This is a genomic window from Emticicia oligotrophica DSM 17448, from assembly GCF_000263195.1.
Classification (GTDB): domain Bacteria; phylum Bacteroidota; class Bacteroidia; order Cytophagales; family Spirosomataceae; genus Emticicia; species Emticicia oligotrophica.
Genome location: NC_018748.1, coordinates 755,639 through 776,828, shown reverse-complemented (window position 1 = coordinate 776,828; position 21,190 = coordinate 755,639). Strand labels below are relative to the sequence as shown.

At 35.8% G+C, this 21,190-nt stretch carries 19 protein-coding genes; 7 read left to right on the top strand and 12 right to left on the bottom strand.

Features of this window, described 5'->3' with window-relative positions:
* The first annotated feature begins 375 nt into the window (after nt 1-375).
* The 3 genes from EMTOL_RS03335 (at nt 376) to EMTOL_RS03320 (ending at nt 3,922) form a co-directional block, all read left to right on the top strand.
* Complete coding sequence (locus EMTOL_RS03335) at nt 376-1,017, top strand: gluconate 2-dehydrogenase subunit 3 family protein (protein WP_015027854.1); 642 nt, start codon at nt 376-378, stop codon at nt 1,015-1,017.
* A 95-nt stretch (nt 1,018-1,112) separates the two neighbouring features.
* Nucleotides 1,113-2,831, top strand: a complete 1,719-nt coding sequence (locus EMTOL_RS03330; RefSeq protein WP_015027853.1) for a GMC oxidoreductase — start codon at nt 1,113-1,115, stop codon at nt 2,829-2,831.
* A gap of 398 nt (nt 2,832-3,229) precedes the next feature.
* Nucleotides 3,230-3,922: a hypothetical protein gene (locus EMTOL_RS03320; protein ID WP_015027852.1), complete on the top strand. Its 693-nt coding sequence runs from the start codon at nt 3,230-3,232 to the stop codon at nt 3,920-3,922.
* Nucleotides 3,923-3,940: 18 nt separating this feature from the next.
* Here the strand turns inward: EMTOL_RS03320 and EMTOL_RS22340 are convergent, their stop codons facing one another.
* Entirely contained in the window at nt 3,941-4,132 is a 192-nt protein-coding gene (locus EMTOL_RS22340) for a hypothetical protein (protein WP_015027851.1), read from the bottom strand.
* 403 nt (nt 4,133-4,535) lie between these two features.
* Between EMTOL_RS22340 and EMTOL_RS03315 the strand changes: the two genes are divergently transcribed.
* Entirely contained in the window at nt 4,536-5,345 is an 810-nt protein-coding gene (locus EMTOL_RS03315; protein ID WP_015027850.1) for a TspO-related membrane protein, read from the top strand.
* A 32-nt stretch (nt 5,346-5,377) separates the two neighbouring features.
* Here EMTOL_RS03315 and EMTOL_RS03310 read toward each other — a convergent pair whose 3' ends face one another.
* Nucleotides 5,378-5,920, bottom strand: coding sequence for a C40 family peptidase (locus EMTOL_RS03310; protein WP_015027849.1), 543 nt, complete (start codon nt 5,918-5,920; stop codon nt 5,378-5,380).
* Between the two features lie 298 nt (nt 5,921-6,218).
* Between EMTOL_RS03310 and EMTOL_RS03305 the strand changes: the two genes are divergently transcribed.
* Both EMTOL_RS03305 and EMTOL_RS03300 read left to right on the top strand, forming a co-directional pair.
* Nucleotides 6,219-7,037: a M23 family metallopeptidase gene (locus tag EMTOL_RS03305; protein ID WP_015027848.1), complete on the top strand. Its 819-nt coding sequence runs from the start codon at nt 6,219-6,221 to the stop codon at nt 7,035-7,037.
* A 45-nt stretch (nt 7,038-7,082) separates the two neighbouring features.
* Nucleotides 7,083-8,147, top strand: coding sequence for a 3-oxoacyl-ACP synthase III family protein (locus tag EMTOL_RS03300; protein WP_015027847.1), 1,065 nt, complete (start codon nt 7,083-7,085; stop codon nt 8,145-8,147).
* Nucleotides 8,148-8,295: 148 nt separating this feature from the next.
* Here EMTOL_RS03300 and EMTOL_RS03295 read toward each other — a convergent pair whose 3' ends face one another.
* Nucleotides 8,296-8,730, bottom strand: a complete 435-nt coding sequence (locus EMTOL_RS03295; RefSeq protein WP_015027846.1) for an RrF2 family transcriptional regulator — start codon at nt 8,728-8,730, stop codon at nt 8,296-8,298.
* 125 nt (nt 8,731-8,855) lie between these two features.
* Complete coding sequence (locus EMTOL_RS03290; protein ID WP_015027845.1) at nt 8,856-11,291, bottom strand: TonB-dependent receptor plug domain-containing protein; 2,436 nt, start codon at nt 11,289-11,291, stop codon at nt 8,856-8,858.
* A gap of 244 nt (nt 11,292-11,535) precedes the next feature.
* Here EMTOL_RS03290 and EMTOL_RS03285 point away from each other — a divergent pair, with 244 nt between their 5' ends.
* Nucleotides 11,536-12,591, top strand: coding sequence for a 3-oxoacyl-ACP synthase III family protein (locus EMTOL_RS03285; protein ID WP_015027844.1), 1,056 nt, complete (start codon nt 11,536-11,538; stop codon nt 12,589-12,591).
* A gap of 57 nt (nt 12,592-12,648) precedes the next feature.
* Here EMTOL_RS03285 and EMTOL_RS03280 read toward each other — a convergent pair whose 3' ends face one another.
* The 8 genes from EMTOL_RS03280 to EMTOL_RS03250 all read right to left on the bottom strand — a co-directional run bounded on the left by EMTOL_RS03280 (nt 12,649) and on the right by EMTOL_RS03250 (nt 21,018).
* The gene (locus EMTOL_RS03280; protein WP_015027843.1) at nt 12,649-13,386 is read right to left on the bottom strand and encodes a hypothetical protein; all 738 of its coding nucleotides are present in this window, start codon (nt 13,384-13,386) and stop codon (nt 12,649-12,651) included.
* An 83-nt stretch (nt 13,387-13,469) separates the two neighbouring features.
* Nucleotides 13,470-13,595 (bottom strand): hypothetical protein, encoded by a 126-nt coding sequence (locus EMTOL_RS22335; protein ID WP_305953165.1) that lies wholly within the window; start codon nt 13,593-13,595, stop codon nt 13,470-13,472.
* Nucleotides 13,596-13,622: 27 nt separating this feature from the next.
* On the bottom strand, nt 13,623-13,985 hold the full coding sequence (locus tag EMTOL_RS03275) for a LytR/AlgR family response regulator transcription factor (protein WP_015027842.1): 363 nt from the start codon (nt 13,983-13,985) through the stop codon (nt 13,623-13,625).
* A gap of 40 nt (nt 13,986-14,025) precedes the next feature.
* Complete coding sequence (locus EMTOL_RS03270) at nt 14,026-14,943, bottom strand: alpha/beta fold hydrolase (RefSeq protein WP_015027841.1); 918 nt, start codon at nt 14,941-14,943, stop codon at nt 14,026-14,028.
* A 2-nt stretch (nt 14,944-14,945) separates the two neighbouring features.
* Nucleotides 14,946-16,127: a phage tail-like protein gene (locus EMTOL_RS03265; RefSeq protein WP_015027840.1), complete on the bottom strand. Its 1,182-nt coding sequence runs from the start codon at nt 16,125-16,127 to the stop codon at nt 14,946-14,948.
* A gap of 10 nt (nt 16,128-16,137) precedes the next feature.
* Nucleotides 16,138-17,187 (bottom strand): hypothetical protein, encoded by a 1,050-nt coding sequence (locus tag EMTOL_RS03260; protein WP_015027839.1) that lies wholly within the window; start codon nt 17,185-17,187, stop codon nt 16,138-16,140.
* A 290-nt stretch (nt 17,188-17,477) separates the two neighbouring features.
* Nucleotides 17,478-18,110, bottom strand: a complete 633-nt coding sequence (locus EMTOL_RS03255; RefSeq protein ID WP_015027838.1) for a response regulator transcription factor — start codon at nt 18,108-18,110, stop codon at nt 17,478-17,480.
* A 64-nt stretch (nt 18,111-18,174) separates the two neighbouring features.
* Nucleotides 18,175-21,018: a sensor histidine kinase gene (locus tag EMTOL_RS03250; RefSeq protein WP_305953164.1), complete on the bottom strand. Its 2,844-nt coding sequence runs from the start codon at nt 21,016-21,018 to the stop codon at nt 18,175-18,177.
* Nucleotides 21,019-21,190 lie beyond the last annotated feature (172 nt).

Genomic DNA, 21,190 nt, shown 5'->3' with positions numbered 1-21,190 from the left:
AAAAATTGTACCAAATTTTAATCTTTGGTGTAATTAATTTAACGACACAAATGTAGAATTTTTTTTAGAAATAAAAATTTATTGATCGAAAAAAAATGAAAAAAATATTTTAAAAATAGGTACTTAAATACTAATTCATCTCGTTAAGTGCTATTTTTGAATGTGTGTTTGTTGTTTTTTGAATTTGATTATTTGGTAAAAAAACAAGATTTTGTAAGAAGTGAACATTGTTTAGAGATTAAAAACAAATGCTGTAAACGAAGTGTTAAAAAGCGAATATTAGAATTTTCGTTGGTTTTAACTTGCATAGACAAGTTATTCTTTCGTAATTTCACCCCTTAAAATTATTTCTCAATCCTAAAAGTACATCTAACATTGAATAGAAGAGATGCCATACAAAGAGTTGCCTTCCTGATGGGAGGTGCTTTGTCTGCCCCAACAATGATTGCAATGCTGGAAGGCTGCAAATCAAATCCTGCCTCAGAAGCGGCTTCATCTTTCGCTCTATCGACTGACTATAAAACGTTGGTTGCCGAAATCGCCGAGATTATCATTCCTAAAACCTCAACACCAGGGGCTAAAGAAGCAGGCGTAGGGCCGTTTGTAGAAATGATGTTGAAAGATTGTTATTCTGCTGCTCAGCAAGAGCATTTCGTGAAAGGTTTAGATGCCGTAGAAGAGGAGTCGAAAAAAGCTAGTGGTAAGAAGTTTTTGGAAAGCACACCTGAACAACAAGTGGCAATCTTGAAAAAATGTGAAGCCGCTGCTAATGATGAAGCTAAGAAAAATGAGTCGGCAAAGAAAATGGTAGATTCAGAAACTGGTTTAACAAAAGAGGCTAAAGGAAAAACAGAGGCACCGCCTGTTCCGTTCTTTAAACTAATGAAAGAACTTACTCTTATGGGGTATTTCACATCAGAAATCGGCTGTAAACAAGCTTTGGCTTATGTAGAGGTTCCGGGTAAATATGAAGGATGTGTAAAAATGACTCCTGGCCAAAAAGCATGGGCATTATAATTAATGTAGTATGTTTAGGCGAGTAAATGCTAAAACTATTTGAAAGTTTAAACTGATTTTAGGCAAAAAATACTAAAAATAATCTATTCAATCTGATGAATATTCAAGGTAAAGTAAAAGAACAAATGACCTACGATGCCATTGTTGTAGGTTCGGGGATATCAGGCGGCTGGGCTGCTAAAGAACTTTGTGAGAAAGGCTTAAAAGTATTAATGATTGAGCGTGGACGTGATATTAAGCACGTAGAAGGATATGAAAATGCTATGAAAAATCCGTGGGATTTTCCTCACCGTGGAAACATGGATAATATGGCTAGAGAGCAATATTGGGCAAGTGTACGTACGGGTTATACAGGCCGTGAAGAACACCGCAATATGTTTGAAAATGATAAAGAAAATCCATACTCAGAAAAACGTGGCTTCGACTGGATTCGTGGATATCATGTTGGTGGACGTTCATTAATGTGGGGACGCCAGAGCTATCGTTGGAACGAACGTGATTTTACCGCAAACTTAGAAGATGGTCATGGTATTGATTGGCCTATTCGTTATAAAGATTTAGCTCCGTGGTATAGTTATGTAGAGAGTTTTATCGGAGTAAGTGGTTCGAAAGAAGGTTTGGATGTTTTACCTGATGGAAACTTCCAACCACCAATGGATATGAACTGCGTGGAAAAAGAATTTAAATCAGTTGTTGCTAAAAAGTTTGGTGGACGTGCCGTAACAATTGGCCGTACTGCTCACTTAACGGCTCCAACCAAAATTCAAACGGATTTAGGGCGTGCTTCTTGCCAGTTCCGTAATGCTTGTATGCGTGGTTGCCCTTATGGTGGTTATTTCAGTACACAATCGGCTACATTGCCAGCTGCTAATAAGACAGGAAATCTGACGCTTACAACTGATAAGATTGTTCACCAAGTAATCTTCGATGATGAAAAAGGTAAAGCAGTGGGAGTTAAAGCCATTGACCAAAATACAAAAGAAGAATACGAATACTTCGCAAAAATTATCTTCTTGAATGCTTCAGCTATCAACTCTGCGTGGATAATGATGCAGTCGAAATCTAAAACTCACCCTAATGGTTTAGGTAATGAGTCTGACCAATTAGGCCGTAATATAATGGACCACCACTTAGCAGTTGGTGCTTCTGGTACTTACGAAGGTTTCGAAGATATGTATTATTATGGTCGTCGTGCCAATGGTATTTATGTTCCGCGTTTTACCAACTGGGGAAGTGATAAAAAACGTGATTTCGTACGTGGCTTTGGTTATCAAGGTGGTGCGAGTCGCTCAAGTTGGGGTCGTGGTGGCCAAATGGATGGCTTTGGTGCTGATTTTAAAGAATCAATGACTGAAGTAGGACCTTGGTCGTTTAATATTGGTGGTTTCGGAGAAACATTGCCAGATTCAAACAATCGTTTTACACTTTCTGATAAAAAAGATAAATGGGGCTTGCCAGTTGTTGAATTTGATGCAGCTTGGGGCGAAAATGCTCTAAAAATGCGTGTTGCAATGATGAATGAAGCGGCTGAAATGCTTGATGCAGCGGGTATGAAAAATATCCAAACTTATGATGACCGCAGCAAAAACCCAGGTATCGGTATCCATGAAATGGGAACTGCACGTATGGGTCGTGACCCTAAAACTTCGGTGTTAAATGCTAATAATCAAGTTTGGGGTGCAAGTAATGTATTTGTGACAGACGGTGCTGCCATGACTTCAGCATCTTGTGTAAATCCATCGCTTACTTATATGGCTCTTACTGCTCGTGCAGCAGATTTTGCTGTAAGTGAGTTGAAGAAAATGAATTTGTAAAAGTAGTCTTCGGACAACTCTTATATCAAGCAGCGAATTTACCTTTTGGTGAGTTCGCTGTTTTTTTAGTATTTTTAGGGAAGTCTTCGCTCTGAGCGAAGACTTCCCTAAAAGAATAGATATTTTGGATACTTCTCTCTAATAAATACAAGTAATATACTTTATCGTTATGTATTTATATTCATTAGTTCTTATTTGAATTCTTCGTTCCTTTTCCAACATCAATATTTCCTCTGACGTATTCATTTTTTTGCTTTGTTTTTTTACGAAAAAAGCTAAAGAATAAAAAAAGGTATTTGTCTAAATGGCTATTTTTGTAATTGTCAAATGTGTTACATCTTCTTTTGGTAGCCAACACTGGGGGCACATTTTGCTCTCAGTAAATATTCAAATATTTCATGCCTATACGCCGCAATTATATCAAGTACTTCACGATTGTATCAATGCTTCTATTGGCTTTGGTGTATATTTATTTCATGAAGCGAACTCCTATCTTGTGGGGATACCACCAATTTTACTTCACGCCAAAAAAATATAAATACACTTTACTTCGATTAAGTAGCGAGCGAAATAAATTGGATTCTGATAAACAACCTAATCTCGACCGTGTATTCATACAGCATTTTCGGAACTTAATGCCTTTTTGGTATGGAACTCGTTATTCTTTTTATGGGCAAACGCACACACCAGGTGAAGGGGAAATTGCTTGTGGGTATTTTGTAACTACAGTTTTAGAAGATTTAGGAATGGAAATCGACCGAAATCGTTTGGCACAAGTAGCGTCGGAAGAGATGATAAAAGAGTTAGTTTCAATTAAATCAATTAAACGTTATAGTGCTTATGAATTTGAAGATTTCATTGAGTCGGTAGGCCAAATAGATGATGGGCTGTATGTCGTTGGATTAGATACTCACACAGGTTTTTTACTGAAAACTCAGCAAAACCTCCGTTTTATTCATGCCAGCGGAAGGTTTCCATTTGCTGTAATCAACGAAAATGCACATACTTCAGTTACTCTCCAAAAATCTAAATATCGAATTTTAGGTAGATTAACTAATGACCATAAAGCCATGAAAATTTGGCTTCAGTAAGAAAAGTATTCTTTATACTTAAGTATGAATATGTTTAATTCTGGCAAAATTGTTTTTTATTTTCTTAAAGAATTGTTGCCTTTGATTCCAATCTAAGTTTACTTCACTTTTATCCGTTACAAATAGACTAAATTGTTCTGAAAACAAAATGAGCGATAATGAGGTGATGAGACCTAATAACAAACATATGATTACAATGATAGTTTCCATGGATTTTATTTGTTTAAATGTGAACAAATTCCAAACGCATATTCAGAAAATTAATATCTTTTTTCTATGATTTTATCTGAAAAAGAAAGACAATAGACTAAGGCAATAATAAGCGTATTAGCTTAGGTGCTTTAAGATTAGTGGATAAATAATATGGTTTTTTATATAAATTGAGAAAAAGTACCAAAAAATATAAAAAATTTATGCCACTAACTTAGTAGAACAAGTTGAATGAATAAAACGCTTAAAACCTTGATTTTTGTGGAAAATTATCTACATGCTTACTATGGTATAAAACTTTAAACCTACTGGATATATGGTCAAGACCAATTCGTTAGGGAAGGGAAATACTTAAAAATGGTTGATTTAATAATAAAGTGGAGTCAAATTGTATAATAACATCATGAATACTTTAGCAAAAAAAGTCGGTGTAAAAACCTTACAGATACTCAATTGGTGCTTTTTCTTAGCGATGTTAGTTACTAATTACTTGGCCAATGCTTTACCTTTCAATGGTAAAACTACTGGTCAACTTTCAGGGCAATATCCTAACTTATTTGTGCCAGCGGGCATCACCTTTTCAATATGGGGTATTATTTATCTTTTATTGTTGTTTTTTTGTATTAAGCAGAGCAAATATTTACTAACTAAAAATACCGATTCATCGACTCATGCTTTGGTTGATAAAGTTGGTTTTAGGTTTATTGTAAGTTGTATCCTTAATATGCTTTGGATTATTTACTGGCACTATGAAAATCTGTTTTTATCGGTTATAATTATGATTTTACTCCTAATCACATTGATAGATATTGTTGGCCGAATAAGTTATTTGAGTAAAATCCATGATGTAAACGTACCGATGGTAGTGAAAGCTTCGTTTGGTTTGTATTTAGGTTGGATTTGTATTGCAACTATTGCTAATATAACAGCGGTGTTGGTCTTTTGGGGTTGGAATGCTTTAGGTAAAACTGAAGAATTTTGGGCCTGTCTGATGGTTTTAATAGGTGGATTGATAAGCACTTGGGCCTTAAATAGGCTTCACAATGCTTTTATTGGGGCTGCAGTGCTTTGGGCTTTTCTTGGCATTATCATACAACGCATTGGTGCTGCCGAATATCATCGTTTTATTGTTTGGACAACGGTTTTTGCTATTATTGTTGTAGGAGCGGGTCTCATACTTGAGACGACTAAAGCAGCTTTTAAAAAAATATAAGATAAAAGAGAGGATATTATGTATCCTCTCTTTCATTTACAAGTATCAATCACTCGTTTGATGCACACAAAATGTGATGAATAGTAGGGGTCTTTCAAATGGCTGATAGTCACGCCTTTACTGGAAGCAGAATGAATAAACTTGACACCTTTTTCATTAGATTCTACCACTATTCCCACGTGTGATATACCACTTTTGGGTGTTTTCCCTCTTCTAAAAAAGATTAAATCTCCGGGTAAAGCCGTACATGATTCTACGTGATAGCCAAGCCCAAACATTTCGCGGCTACTAGCACCTAATTTCATCCCAAATTTCTTGAATACATATCCAACAAAACCAGAGCAATCGAAGCCTTTGGCTGCTTTTCCACCTCTTCGGTAGCGTGTTCCTATAAATTTTTTTGCGTATCGCTGAATGTCGTTGGCTAATTTAAGATAAGAATCGTCAATCGGCACTTCAGTTACTAAAGTAGACTTCTTTTTGGTGGGAGCATCGTCGGCGAAAGAAGCCAAACTGGCAAAACTCGATAACGATAAAATGACAAACAACGAACCAATGAAATAGTTTTTAATCATTATACGTATCTTTTTTGGTTCAACTGCAAAATTAAATAAATCTAAATTAAAATGAACTTAAATCTTATTTAATAGTAAATTAATGAAATTATATATTAGAAAAGTATAATTATGCTTATAAATATTTTAGTAAAAGGTAAGTTTTTAGACTTCGGTAGCCAATTTTGGGTAGGATTTTCTTAAATTCGTGCCAGAAACCAAGCGGCGATTATTGAAAAGCATGATTAAAATTTTGGTATTTTGTTTCAACTTTCTTTTACTACAGAAAGACTCTTCCACCGTTTCCTATAAAGAATACATGAGTGTAATTAACGGATTCAAGCAATTATTGGTTGATATTCGAGAATACAAACTAAGTCCAGAACATGCTCGTGAGCAATTTCAAGAAATGATGTTTGTCATGAAAAAATCGTATCCATTAGCTCGTTATGATTCTTCGAGTGTAAATCTTTGTTTTCCATTAATGGGCTTTGATTTTAGAGCAGTTGGCGGTTATGGAAGTGGGTATCGCCCACGCGGTTATGACTTGTTCGACCAAACAAAAAAAGGTAGTCATCCTGCACATGATATTTTCATGAAAGATAAAGACCAAGATTGTAGAGATGACCGCACGGGCGATTATGTAGCGGTACTCTCGACAACTGATGGGGTAGTGGTGGCTACTGAAAATAACTGGCAACTAGGAAGTGAGTATCGTGGAGGAAATTATATTTGGATATACGATACTAATAATGGTGGACTTTGGTATTATGCTCATCAACGTGAAATATATGTAAAGACTGGACAGTTAGTACGAGCTGGCCAAAAAATAGCATTAGTTGGCCGCACGGGCTTTAATGCAGCTATGCCTCGCTCTGATACCCATTTACACATGACCTACCTTAGAATTGACGAAAATGGTAACCCATTTCCTGTAAATACCTACCCTTGGCTAAAGCAAGCTACTACTTTGCTCGACCCACGTATCGCGGTAGATTTAGAACCAATAGAAGCTGTAAAAGATAGTTTACCAATGCTTGAAGAACCTAAAACTTTACCCAAGATTAAGGTAAAAAATACAATATCAACTATTTCTGTGCAGAGAGAGGGTTCTAAAAGCAAAAAATCTCGTAAATAAATTCATACCACTACCAATATAAGAAACTTTATTAACAACAAAACATTGAAAACAATAATTAAGGGTACGGGGTGTCATTTACCCGAAAGAATCATTGAAAATTCTTATTTTTTGGATAGACAATTCATGGATGCTGACGGTACGGTTAATCCAAAGCCCACCGAAGAAATTGTAGCCAAATTGGAGTCTATTACTGGTATAAAATCGAGGAGATATATTCCAGAAAATGAGAGTTCTGTGCCGTTGATGACTAAAGCGGCCGAAGCGGCCATTAGCGATGCTGGTATTGAAAGAAATCAGATAGATGGAGTAATTGTAGCACATAATGCGGGCAATATGCTCCAAGGCCAATTAGGTTTTCATACAGTGCCTAACATGGCTGCATTGCTTAAAAATAGTTTAGGTATCAGCAATCATGAGTGTTTTGCTTATGATATACTTTTTGGTTGCCCTGGTTGGATTCAAGGTGTCATTCAGGCACATCAGGCTATTCAGATGGGTGATGCTACCAATGTTTTGGTAGTAGGTGTAGAGGTAGCCTCGAGATTACTCGACCCGCATGATTTAGATTCAATGATTTTAGCCGATGGTTGTGGTGCGGCTATTATTTCTGCTGAAGATTCAGCACAAACAGGCATCATTTCCTATGCTACCTATTCACATGCTCAAGAAGATGTTTCTTGTATTTATTTGAGTGGTTCTTATAATAAAGAACTTAACTTACCTACATTATTTAAGATGAATGGTAAAGATGTGTATAAATATGCTACTGTTTGGGTGCCTAAAGTAATTAAAAAAGCACTTGATAAGGCTGGTTTGGATGCCTCTGATGTGGATATGTTTTTATTCCACCAAGCTAATGGTAAGATGCTTCATGCTTTTGCTAATAACTTGGCTCAAATGTATAATATTGAGGGGCTTTCTTTTGAAGGGAAAATTCCAACAACCATTGATTTTACAGGAAATACATCTGTTGCTACGGTGCCAACGATGCTCGATTTGATTCGTAAAGGTGAGTTAACGGGCTATGGCATCAAACCTGGTATGAAAGTAGTGATGGCATCAGTAGGGGCGGGTATGCACTGTAATGCCGTTGTTTATCAGTTCTAAAAATAATTATGATAAAATTAGCACGAAAGATTTAATCTTTCGTGCCAATTTTTATTGAAATATTGAGTACGAAAGGCCAGAAATATGCGTGTTAGATAAATGGGCTTAAGCCTTTAAGTGTTAAAATCTATTTTTTCAAATGCTTGAATTACTTACTTTCTTCTTCTGGAAAATCCATCAAATCTTTCAAAGTTGTATTCTCGTAAACCGATAGATTGGCATCACGCACTTTTTCCATAATTGGCCTAATCTTACAAGTCTTTTCATCGGCACAATCGTCACATTTTCCATAAAAGTGTAATGAAACACAAAGCATCGGGGCAATAGGGCCGTCAATAATACGAACAATTTTGGCAATGGTTACTTGCTCGGGTGGCATGCGTAGTTGATACCCACCTCCTTTTCCTTTTTGGCTATGCAGAATGCCATTATTACGCAATTCCAGTAATATTGCTTCCAAAAACTTTTTTGGAATACTCTCTTGTTCAGCAATATCAGCAATCAAAATGGGTTGCTTCGACTCGTATCTTTCCGAAAGTACTTTGAGGGCTTTCAGGGCATATTTAGCTTTCTTTGAAATCATTTTAATAGTTTTGACGAAGATTTTTCGAGAAATCAGACAATAGGAAAACTGAAATCATTCTCAACAAAAGTACAATTTTTCGTTTATTATACAATACTTTTCGTCAAAGCTGCTCTTATCTTCTCTTAATTACCAAGCTCATAAGTATGTTTTGCAACAATCGGTATACCACTGGTGCTTATTCCTTGAAGTAATACGTTGACTTTGCTTGTGGCATCGCTATTAAAATAGCTTATTTGTGCTTTACCATTGGCATTTGTTCTGATTTTTGGAGCCCAGTAAATTGTTGAGCGAAAATCAGGACGTGCATGTTCTGGTAGAATTTCATCGTATTTTGGGGCATAAAATTCTTTTGTCGGATAATATCCTGCAATGCTGATAGCCTCGATGCCAGCTGCTTTATCATTACTGTAATCGTAGTTGGGGTTGCCTCGTTTGGTTAGAACAGATATCACACCATTGCCAGCTCCCATACCATAGATGGCAGATTCGGCACCTGTTAATACATCAACGCGGTCAACATCAGTTACAGGAATCATTAAAATGGTAGATTTTTCAGTACGAATTCCGTCTATCAAAAACAATGGTTCTGATGAGCCTGTAAATGATGATGCTCCTCTAATTGTAACTACGGGGTCGTTGGCACTTCCCGAAACTTGTACCCCAGCAATTCGTCCACGAAGTAGGTCAAGCACATTGTTGTAGCCAATCATGGTTTGGTCAACTTTGAGCGATTTGTTAGCTTGATTGTATAATACTCTACTATCTCGGTCTTGTACGTTTCTCTTGGCTTTGATTTTTACTTCATTGAGAAGAATTGCTTTATTGAAGCGTAGAGAACGTTCGAAATCTAAGGCCTCTTTTGTACGACGAAGATAATCGGCTAATTCTTTTACATCGAATGTAACGGAATTGAAAGGAATGGCTACTACTTGAATTTTAGGAGCATAGTTTTTATTGATAAAAATCTTGGTATTTCGATTATTATTACCCGCAATTGCTTGTATGATTACTTGTGCAGAATCAACAAAGTTTAGGTTTTCAATCATAAAATTTCCTTCTTTTCCTGCTAAACCCATACCAAACAGTTTGGTACTGTCTTTCAGCGAAAACATAAAAGTTAGGTTAACAGGTTTTTCAAAGACTTTACCATTTAAACGACTAATTTCGCCCGATAAACTTATGCCTCTTTCTAAGTTAAATTTAGGTTGAGGGAATTCATCTTTCAGAATATCATTCCAGCGGTAGCGTCGCCAGCCTTGAGTCATCATAAGTATATCCAAATGGCGGTTTGCATTGATGTTCGAATTGTCAAAATAATAAGCGGGTTGTTCTATTCTCCCCTTAATATCTGAATCTAAGAGTAAATAAGTCCATATATTTTCGGCATAAGGAGCTTCCAAAACTTGCCCTGCATCAGTAACAGAAACAGATAAATCGGCAGAAATAGGCTGCCCTTTGGTATCAGTAGTTTCAATATCAAGCGTTACTTTTTCTCTTTTATTATACTTGGTTTTGTTTGATACTAGATTGATATTCAGTTGATTATCATGTTTGATGTAAATCACTCGCTCGCATAAAGGTTGACCTTTGTCGTTTAAAACTGTAAATTGAGTAATACCTTCAGGAAATTTATTTTTCGAAATTTTGAGCATAACTTTCCGTTTGTCGGGCGTAGGTTTTGCTAGATATAAAATTTCCCCTCGGGCTTGTCCGACAATAACCAAATTGGTAGGATTCGAAAAGTTGTGACTGATAAAAACTCTAATATTTTCTTTATCTACTACAGATTCAATCCCTAGCATAATACCTTCTTTTTCGGGTAAGGGTAATTCGACCGTTTTTTCGTAAATATTACGATAATGAACTTTAGCAGTATAGGTACTACCAGTTTCAGGCTTGAAATTGACGAACCCCATGCCTAAATGCTCGCTCTCAAAGGAGGTAATCGTATCACTATTTTGGTCTAATATGACGCCTGTAATATCAAGGCCATTGCCGAGTGCATCGACTGCTTTATAAGCAAGTCTGCTTTCCATGCCTTCAATTAGGTGCCCACCTTCAGGGAAAAAACGAAAATCAATTTCTTGTGGGTTGAGCTTTGTGGTATTTTCTTCTTGACTAGGTCTAAAAACCTTAAAATCTTTAGTGAAAATTAAGTTTTCATCGAAGTTGAGCATCCAATTAGTATATGCCCGTAGTCTGTAATACCCTGCTTGAATGCTATCGGGTAGTAGAAAATCGGCTGCTGCACTACCATTTTCTAGCTTTAATATTTTCTTGTCAATGAGCTTACCTTTCTGATTATCAATGAGTTCTACATAAAGTGGGATACTCACTGTATCGGGTGTGAGGGTATTGGCTTCTACTAAATAGGCTTTGAACCAAATGGTTTCTCCAGCGGTGTAGTAGGGCTTATCAAGGTGTAAATACGCTTTTTCCTGTGGAAAGGAGTTTTGATAACGACTAAATTTAAGCGATAGCTGTTTAATCCATTCATCATCAAAAGTAAAAGCAAATAATAGGATAGAAAGTATAAAAAGAAGTACTTTGATTTTCATTATTATACAGGAAAGAAAATTTATTTGCCATGTAAAACATTTAACCAAATGCAATAATAAAAGTTTATAAACCAATTATTTAGTTTTTAGTGATGAATGGTTGATGAAATAATATTATTGCTGCAGATTGGCCCACAATAGATGAATTAAATTTTAAATAAAATATGATATTTTTAAGAATTGTTTGTATAATAAATAGTATTTTGTAGTAACTTAGCACAAAGATTCTAAACAAACTAAAAATATGATACACTCAAAAATTGCAGGAATTGGTTTCTATGTTCCTGAAAAAGTAGTTACTAATCAAGACCTCATGAAAGTTATGGATACCAGTGATGAATGGATTCAAGAACGTTCTGGTATTAAAGAAAGACGATATGGAAAAAAAGGCGTAGAAACACCAACTACTATGGCGGCAGCAGCCACAAAAGTGGCGTGTGAGCGTGCTGGAATTGCCACCGAAGAAATAGACTTTATTATTTTTGCTACTTTAAGTCCTGACTACTATTTTCCAGGTTGTGGGGTATTGCTTCAACGTGAATTGGGTATTACGCACAAAGAAATGGGGGCCTTAGATATTCGCAATCAATGTTCGGGTTTTGTGTATGCACTTTCGGTGGCCGACCAATTTATTAAGGCGGGTATGTATAAAAACGTGTTGGTTGTTGGTTCAGAAATGCACTCAATGGGCTTAGATTTTACTACTCGTGGAAGAAATGTAGCGGTATTGTTTGGAGATGGGGCAGGAGCGGTGATACTTCAACCAACCACTGAAGAAGGTAAAGGAATTCTTACTACCCATTTACATTCTGATGGAACACATGCCGAAGAATTAGCATTAATTAGTCCAGGTAGCCATGGTGGATATCATTTAGGAGCAGAGCAATTTGGTTTCCCAGATGTGGAATATGGTGAAATTTTTGTTTACGAAAACCTCCTCGAAAATAAAACATATTACCCAAATATGAATGGACAGTTGGTGTTTAAAACTGCCGTGACTAAGTTTCCAGAAGTAATTATGGAGGCTTTGAATAAAACAGGTTATACACCAGCCGATATAGACATGCTCATTCCGCACCAGGCTAATTTACGCATTGCTCAGTTTGTGCAAAAAACACTACGTTTGCCTGACGAAAAGGTCTATAACAATATAATGAAATACGGGAATACCACTGCGGCATCAATTCCAATTGCTTTGTGTGAAGCTTGGGAAGCAGGCAAGATAAAAGAAGGAGATTTGGTTTGTTTAGCAGCTTTTGGTAGTGGCTTTACTTGGGGTTCTGTTCTTATTCGTTGGTAAGAAAAAAGTCCGCAGTCGACAGTCAGCAGGAAAAACTCTGTTGACTGTCGACTAAAATTATTTTATCTTATCAAAAAGAGTAGCATCTACTTTTACAGCAGTTAAGTCATTTCCAGTATGAAGATTTTCGATGGTAATAGTCATGGGCCCTAAGATGTGAGTTTGGGCAATAATTGCTCCTGTTTCGGTTGTTTTCCAATTATCCCATGTTGCTTTTACACCACCAACTGGTAGGATTTTTACCCACATTTTATAAGCTTTTGGTTTTAAATCATTAGCTAAAAACCATAAATATGAATCGCCGGGTGTTACTCCACCTGATGAATAGCTGGCTAAAAGAGCTTCTGTACCATCTTCGGTTTTTACTATTTTTCTACTTACACCTTCATCGAAAACTTTATATGGGGCAATCATCCAAAACGAATCATTGCAGAATATTGCCCAAGCTTTTCCTCTTAAAACATCTAATTGCCCATCGGTAATTTCCTTTCCTTCACTGAAAGCCTTGCCTTTATTCCATTCTTTCAAATTTAAGAAAACATCATTTTTATCCCATTTCACTTCAACCATTTGATTCTTTTTATCCCATACAAAATGATGCACGCCTTTGTGTGTCCATACAATTACATTGGTGCTATCCCAAGCGGTTTTATTGAGAGCTTTAAGCATTTTATTGGCTAGCTCATCAGCTTTTTGTGGATTATCGCCAGAAGGTAACTTTTCATTTAATATTAAATAGGCTCCTGCCGCTAAAATTATCAGGGTTGTAGCCAAGTAAATCAATATCTTTTTCATGCTCAATTTTTTAGATTATGACGGAATAACACCAAAGACATTGTTTTTGTTGACTCTGCTCCAAATAAATTTAATCTATTGTATTAAAATCCATTGCTTTTTATAGCAATATTTTTGATGCCATTTGAGTAATAAGGAACCGCCAACTTTTGTCCAAAGCCGAGATTTAGTACCAATAAGTTTAAAGTTAATAAAAGAATATTTTTCATGGTCTCAAACTGAAGTTGTGAGTTGTTTTATGAACGATTTGAAAGTGTCTTGCCCTTTCTCCGTGAAATCCTGATACTTTTACCATTGGTCAGTTGGAGCTCTTTCGTACTTTTTTCAATGGCGGTATTGGTCAGATAATCAATATTTACTACTTGTCCACGATTAGGTCTAATAAACAGTTGAGTATCTTTTAACATATATTCAAAAAGGGATAAATTTCGAGAAGAGACCAGTTTTTTGCCCGAACTCAAATGAATATGAGTATAGTTGGTATCGCTTTCCAGTAGCATCACATCGGTAGTTCTAATGTAATTGAGCTTGCCATTATGCCTAATTCGTATTAAGCCTTGAGCAAGGTAAGGGCGTTGTATTTCTAAGAAATTATCCATTTGTTTTAATTTTTACGCAAAGAATAGATACTGCTACAATTTACCTCTTCGTTTTTAGCCAATTTTCAATAGCTTGATAGAACATTTTTGGTTGTTCGATCCAGATAAAATGCCCTGAATCTTTAATAGTTGAAAGCTGTGAACTTTTGATTCCTTTGTGTAATCTACCAGCATGAGAGATTTGGTCACAGATGAAATCATCATCGCCAACAAGAATAAGCGTAGGGACTGTGATTTTGGGTAATAACTCAAGAATTTGCTCCGACCCGAAGCCTCCTTTAGCTGTCATTTCCCACGCTTTTTGACTAAGTTGCACATTTTTAATCATTGAAAATTTCTTCAGATTTGCTTGGTCATGAAAATAAAAAGGTATAATCAAGGGCATTTCCTCTGCAAGCGTTCGGCGTATGGTATCAGTACCTAGCAAAACTTTCGAGCCAGTAGAATAATAAGGTTCATTTTTACGCTTCTCTAGAGCTTTCATAAACTCATTTTCTGCAATTTTATCCATACCCGCAAAAGGTGCAATGGCAATGATTCCATTCAGGTTTTTGCTATACTTAATGCCATAATTAATTACTTGCCAGCCACCCATCGAGTGCCCTAAAATCCAGACTTTTTCTTGTTTAAGATATTTGCGTAGTTGTTCGATATCTTCAATGAAATCTTCAGTTTGGTAGTCTTCAGGATTGGGAGATGCTTCAGATTTTCCAGAGGCACGAGTATCGAGCCAAACTACCGTGAAATACTTTTCGAGTTCGGGCATTGAGTTTTTATAGGCATCAATATTTGGACCCCAACCAGGTGTTGGGAAAATACAAATAGGACCTTTGCCACTTACTTCATAATGAAGTTTTAAACCATTGATATTCGCAAAATGCTCACCTTGTCTTACTGGTGATTGAGCAAAACTAATTTGGAAGAAAAGACCAATAAGTAGTGTAAAATATATTTTCATGATTAATTATTATTAGGATTTTTTATGCCGTAGAAAATGAGTGTTCCAGTACAAATAGTAGGGTTTACAGAAGGCATATCATCTACTGTATGGAAAAAACTGTACTCTGTCGTTGAAGTAGCAAGTATTTCTGTACCTGAATAATATCGAGCACCATTAGAAATAATATTGGCACCTATTGGTATGATAGTGCTGTAATTTGAAGCTGTGGTAGGATTATAGTTTAGCGTGATAAAAATAGTATCATCAATAAGTATTCGGGTGCTTACGCTGATACTAGATATAAGATTACCTACAGCATTTTCGACAGTAGACTCACCGATAGAGCCATCCAATAATCCAACTCTGTATCTTGCGATTCCAATAGGCACTAAATTCAAATCACCAGTTTGAGCTGCATAAATGCCTGCTTCGGTTTTGATGCTTCCGTTTACATGAAGTTTTTGGTCAGGAAATTCAACGCCCAAGCCTACTCTTCCGTTTTCTCTAAAATAGTGTTGGTTTGCTCCATTATTGGTGTGCAAAATTAAAGGGTGATTTGATTTTGTTCCCAACCAACCTGCATTTCCGCCGATGTAAGAACCAATTTTTATAGTTCCGTTCGTGTGTAATAAACCATATTTGTCAGATGCGGTGAAGGTGGTGAATTTTTCTTCTGGAGCATCAGTACCAACACCCAAATTACCAGCATACACAGTTGTTCCTAAGCCACTTAATCCATTCACTTGAAGTCCTAAATGTTTTGGTGGATTTAAACTCAAATTCAAAGAAGTACCTGCATTAAATTTTAAAGCACCAGTGCTACTATTTTTTGAAAAAAATCCGTACTCATTACCAGCATCATAAAGCCCCAAAGTACCATTAACCGATAATTTGGCACTCGGTAATGCCATGCCAATGCCAACATTGCCATCATTGGTGCTGTATTGGTCGCTGCCACTATTTTGCCAAGCACCTGTTGCACCCGCATTGCTTACATTTTGCCAAGTAGTGCCGTCCCAATATTTCATTATATTGAGTGTTTTATCGAAAACCATTGTACCTTTGGCTTGTCCGGATAGTGCATTAATTTGGGTTGTACTCAGTTGCGGAAACATCACTCCTTGTGGTGTGATTGTGCCACTTTGGGCAGCACATCCAAAAGCTCGAAGAACAATAAGCGTAGTAATTATGTAAAATTTCATAAATAATGATTTATTCACTGATTTGATATTGGTAATAAATACTGGGATTTTGTCCCCAACCTTCGCCATCAATTCTACACACACGAGCTACTACTCCATTAAAATAGCCCGTAGCTTGGTTTTGGATATATCGCCTAATTGTTACGGCAAAGCAATCGGGAAAATCAGAATTTGATTCGTTGGCTACCAAACAAGTAAGATTGAAGAATTTGTCTGCTAAATTGATAGTAACATCTTTACATTTATTTAAACTTGTACCTATAGCCATGTTTCCATCATAAGTTGGATAAAGCGGTTGACTCTTCATCGAAAGTCGGTCAGCGACAATATTTTTAGATGTGAGGCTAGAAAAATAGGCAGCTCCAGTAGTTTCGTTGATACTTGCCACTTTAGTTAGACCTAAAAAGGTGGTTGTAAACAGTAAATCGGCTTTTGTGCTTGAATTCTGACAATTAATTTGTGTCGAACCAAAGAGATAAGGGTTATCGCAAGCAATTGCCTGAATAAATTGATTGGATGTATTTCTTAAGCGGAGGATATATTGTTTTCCCGCTTTCACTGGAGTAATTCCACTCAAACTAAATTGGGCTTTAAAAAAAGGAGGGCAAGCTCTGCCGGCTAAACAAGGTAAACTCCCAGTATTATTCAAAAAACACTCGTCAGAACTAACAATGACGGTATTACTGGCTTTATCAATTAAATCTAAAGTAATTTGAGAAATCATTCGATTACCCATATCTGAGAACTGGTCAGTTCCGTAAATACTAACATATACTAAATTGCCATCAATTGATGGTGTATATTCTTGCGAAATCTCAACATCAGTTGAGTTAATGTAGTCTCCACTTATGGCGGTTGTTTCGATGTAAATGCTGTTTGGCGAATCTTGCCAAAAATTGATATTAGAATTCTTGAAATTCAATGTTTTTGTACTACGATTGAAATACAAAGCATCTTTCTCGAAGATGTTAGAAGCACCATCTGCATTAAAGAATATTTGTGCATTCGCAAATGAATAACTCATTAGCCAACCAATAATCCAATATTCTATCTTTTTCATTGTTTGGTGTGGCTTAGCGTGAAATATGGCTAATCTTAATTGATTTTCCTTCAATTTTGTTAAGTTTTCCACTACCTTCTATGCTCCCAGATGTTGGAGATGTTTTGTTATTAGAAGAATTGTAAAGCGTTAAGTATAGTATTGCGTTTTTCATGGAGCTTTTTTTGATACAAAATTGCTCGGAAAATACGCGGGCATCAATGCCATCATTAGGGGAAATAAAGGGGAAGTTTTGAGCTTAAATTAAAAAAAATCAAAAGTCAATAACCCTTTTGGGTTATTCAGCAATTTTATGGAAGAATTAAACCATTACGGATGGCTTTGGCAACTGCTTCAGGTCCGCACTGAACGTGCAGTTTTTGATAAGAATTCTTGATGTGGCGTCGAACAGTCTCTACTGAAATATTCAATTCAATAGAAATCATGCGGTAAGAAAAGCCTTTGGAAAGTAGTGAAAGTACCTCGATTTCTCGTTGACTCAGATTAAAATCTTCTTGAATAGGTTGCTTTCTGAATGATTGCAAAACTTTGGTTGCAATAAATGGAGACATCGGAGCACCTCCTTCAAAAACCTCTTTGATGGCAGAAATGAGTCGGGTAGAAGAATCTTTCTTCAAAATATAACCATCTGCTCCTTTACTAAGACACTCAAAAAGGTGTTCGTTGCCATCAAAAACAGTATGCATAATAATTTTGATGTTCGGAAAATGACTTTTTATTTCAAAAACCCCTTCGATACCGCTACGTTGGGGCATATCAATATCCATGACAATAACATCTGGCATTTCGAGGCGAGTAAAATGAAGTGCTTCCATGCAGTTTTCATGACAGCCCATTAACTCAAAACCTTCAGTATTTTCAATCATTAAAGATAATAATTGGCTAAGTCGGGTGTTATCTTCGTATATGGATATTTTTATCATGTATTTTTTTAACAAATTTCATCAATTCTTTTCATTCAATAAATAACCTATTTGGGGAGATTTATTAAATTGGAATATTCATTAAATAAGTTGTGCCTTGCCCTTCTTCTGAAATGATTTGGTAGCTTCCTTGTAATTCCTGCAAACGAGCTTTGATATTCTTAACTCCATTTCGATTAGATGAAATACTCGAATCGAATCCAATTCCATTATCAGAAAAACTCAAGTATAAGTTTTTGTTTTTTACTTCACATTTAAGAGAAATTTTATTACATTGACTGTGTTTTAATGCATTGTTTATCAGCTCTTTACAGATAAGATAGATGTTCCTTTTTTTATCTATCGAAATGTTTTTACTTCCTAAATCTGTAGCTTCAAATTCGTAGATAATTCCCTTTGCTTCGATAATTTCGGAGGCTTCAGAATTAATTCTTGTAAATAAACTTTCTAAGCTATCAAACTGTGGATTAATGTTCCAGATGATATAATCAATGGCGGTGCCTGCTTGTTTCGCTTCATCATGAATCATTTGTGCGAATGAATAACCGGGGTGCTTTTCATCAAGTTTTTGCTTCACTAATCCTCCCAAAATACTAATACTACTCAATGATGCTCCAATTTCATCGTGAAGGTCAGAGGAAATTCTGTTTCGTATGGCCTGTAATTTCTTAAACTCATTGATTCTATACCAATAAATACCGTAGCCCACACCTAATCCAAGCAAGGCTAGGGCAATTCTAAACCACCATGTTTCGTACCAAGCAGGTAAAATCGTGAAATTGATAATTAGGCTTTTGGTGTTCCAATTACCTGTAATTTCAGCGTATTGAACTTCCAACTGATACTCACCTTGCTTGAGGTTGGAAAACGTAATGGTTTGATTATTACCATTTTCAATCCATTGTTCGTTGATATCATTAAGGCGATAACGAAACTTATTCTTTGCCTGATTTTCAAAATTCAGCGGACTAAAAGCAAAGCTCAATGTATTTTGTTGTCGTGTAAAACGAAGAGGGCTCGATAAGTTTGCTTTTTGATTGCTCCCTAAGATACTAATTTCACTAAGTTTTAGTTGTTGAGTATGCGTATGAATATAATTATTTTGAAGATTTAATATCGAAAAACTATTCTTATGTCCAATCAGTAATTGATTTTCTGTCATGAGAAATCCGTTTCGAATATCATTATTGAGTAGTCCATCAAATTGGGTAAAACGGCTGAGTTGATGCTTTTTGCTTATTCTTACAATGCCTTCAGCGGTGCCGACATAAGTATTTTCATTCAAATCTTCACCAATAGCAAAACACTGGCCATCAGCAAAAATGGGCTTTTTTTCTTCGGCATGAATCTCTTCTACAATGATCCCTTGCCTATTTAAACGATTATACCCACCATATCCCGAAAATAGTAAGTCACCCTTTGAAGTTTCAGAAACATTGAGATAATAATCAGTAACAAACTTTTTATGGTCGTTTATGGAGCTTAATTCTTGAAATTCATTGGTTTTTAAATTAAATCGAGCGATACCAAAACCACTCGGAATCCAACCCGCAATCCAAATATGACCAGTGTTTGAAAAGTGAAGTTTTAAAAAGAGATTTTCTTTGAAAAAGTTTGGATAGGGAAGTTTTTTCCACGGTTCAGAAAATTGATTAGTGGATAGATTCAAGACTTTGATAGTCTCGTTTGGAATCAGTATCCACAATCTATTTTGATTATCTAAAGTGATGTCATTTATCGCTGATGCTAAGATTTTTTGTGGCTGAGAATTCGCTTTTTGTGCGTATAATCCTTTATCAGTAGCGATATATCGCATATTTTTAAAGGATTTAATGGCGTTAATTTCGTGCTGTGCAAACTGATAGATTTTTTTAAAAATATTACTTGTTTGATGCCAACTTAGAAGTTCGCCTGTACTTGTAGCGAGTAAAAAGTTTTGTTCATCAATGCTTTCAAAACAACGAACGCTGGTTGCTTTATTGATAATATTTTTGGGAATTAAAACTTGCCTAATGAGTTGATTATTAGGTAGTTTTTTTAGTATTCCTTCATTACTTCCTAGCCAAATTTCAGTGTTAGAAGTGTCCACAAAGAGGGTGTTCAAAATCACTTCAGTTTCATCTAATGGATTTATTTCTTGAAATTTCTCTTTATTTACTTGGTATTGAAAAAGGTGATTTTTAGAAATACACCAAAGCTCATTTTTATCAGAAATCTGAATTTTTTCGATGTTTTCACTCAAAGTTCCTTTCAATACAACATTCTTGGTTGTATGATTAAATTGTAGTAATTGTGCATTAGTATTACTCAACCAAAATGTTTGATTGAAAGAATCATAAGCCAAAGAAGTAAAATCTCGATTGCTTATTACGCGAATCCATTTTTGAGCAATTTTATCAAATTTACATAAGCCAATGGGGCTTATCGACCAAAGAGTATGTTGTTTATCTTCAACAAACTTCGCAATATCAGGACTACGTTGATTTTTCTCTAGTATTCGATATGTAGTGAGTCGGTTTTTCTTAGTATCAAATGATTTAATGTGATGAAAATCAGTTGACCAAACAATTCCTTCATTGTCAATAAATAAACCGTTGTAGTGGTCATTGTCTGGGTTACTATCATTGGGATTATTGAGTACTTTTAAGCTAAGTACCAACGATTTTGTATTTATAGAATAAAGACCTTTTTCATTGCTAAACCATAGTATATCATCTTTCGAAATTGCCAAACAATTAGGAACGGTCATGGGGCCAAAACTCTGAAAATGATAGCCATCGTAGCGAGAAATGCCGAGGTTAGTAGCTATCCAGAGATAACCTTGTGAGTCTTTTACGATTCCCAAAACATTATTTGAAGCCAAACCATTTTTGGTAGTGATGGTCTCGAAACTGAGGTTTTGTGCCAAACTTTTAGGGAGAAGTATGGCTTGTAATAAAATAGTGGCAATTACGAATCTAGCAAACAACATAAGGGTATCTGTAACCAATGAGAATCGAAAGATACAATAATTTATAGTAAATCTACGAGCTAAACCTATTGTTTGGATTTTTAATGAATATTGATGAATTTGCCATTCA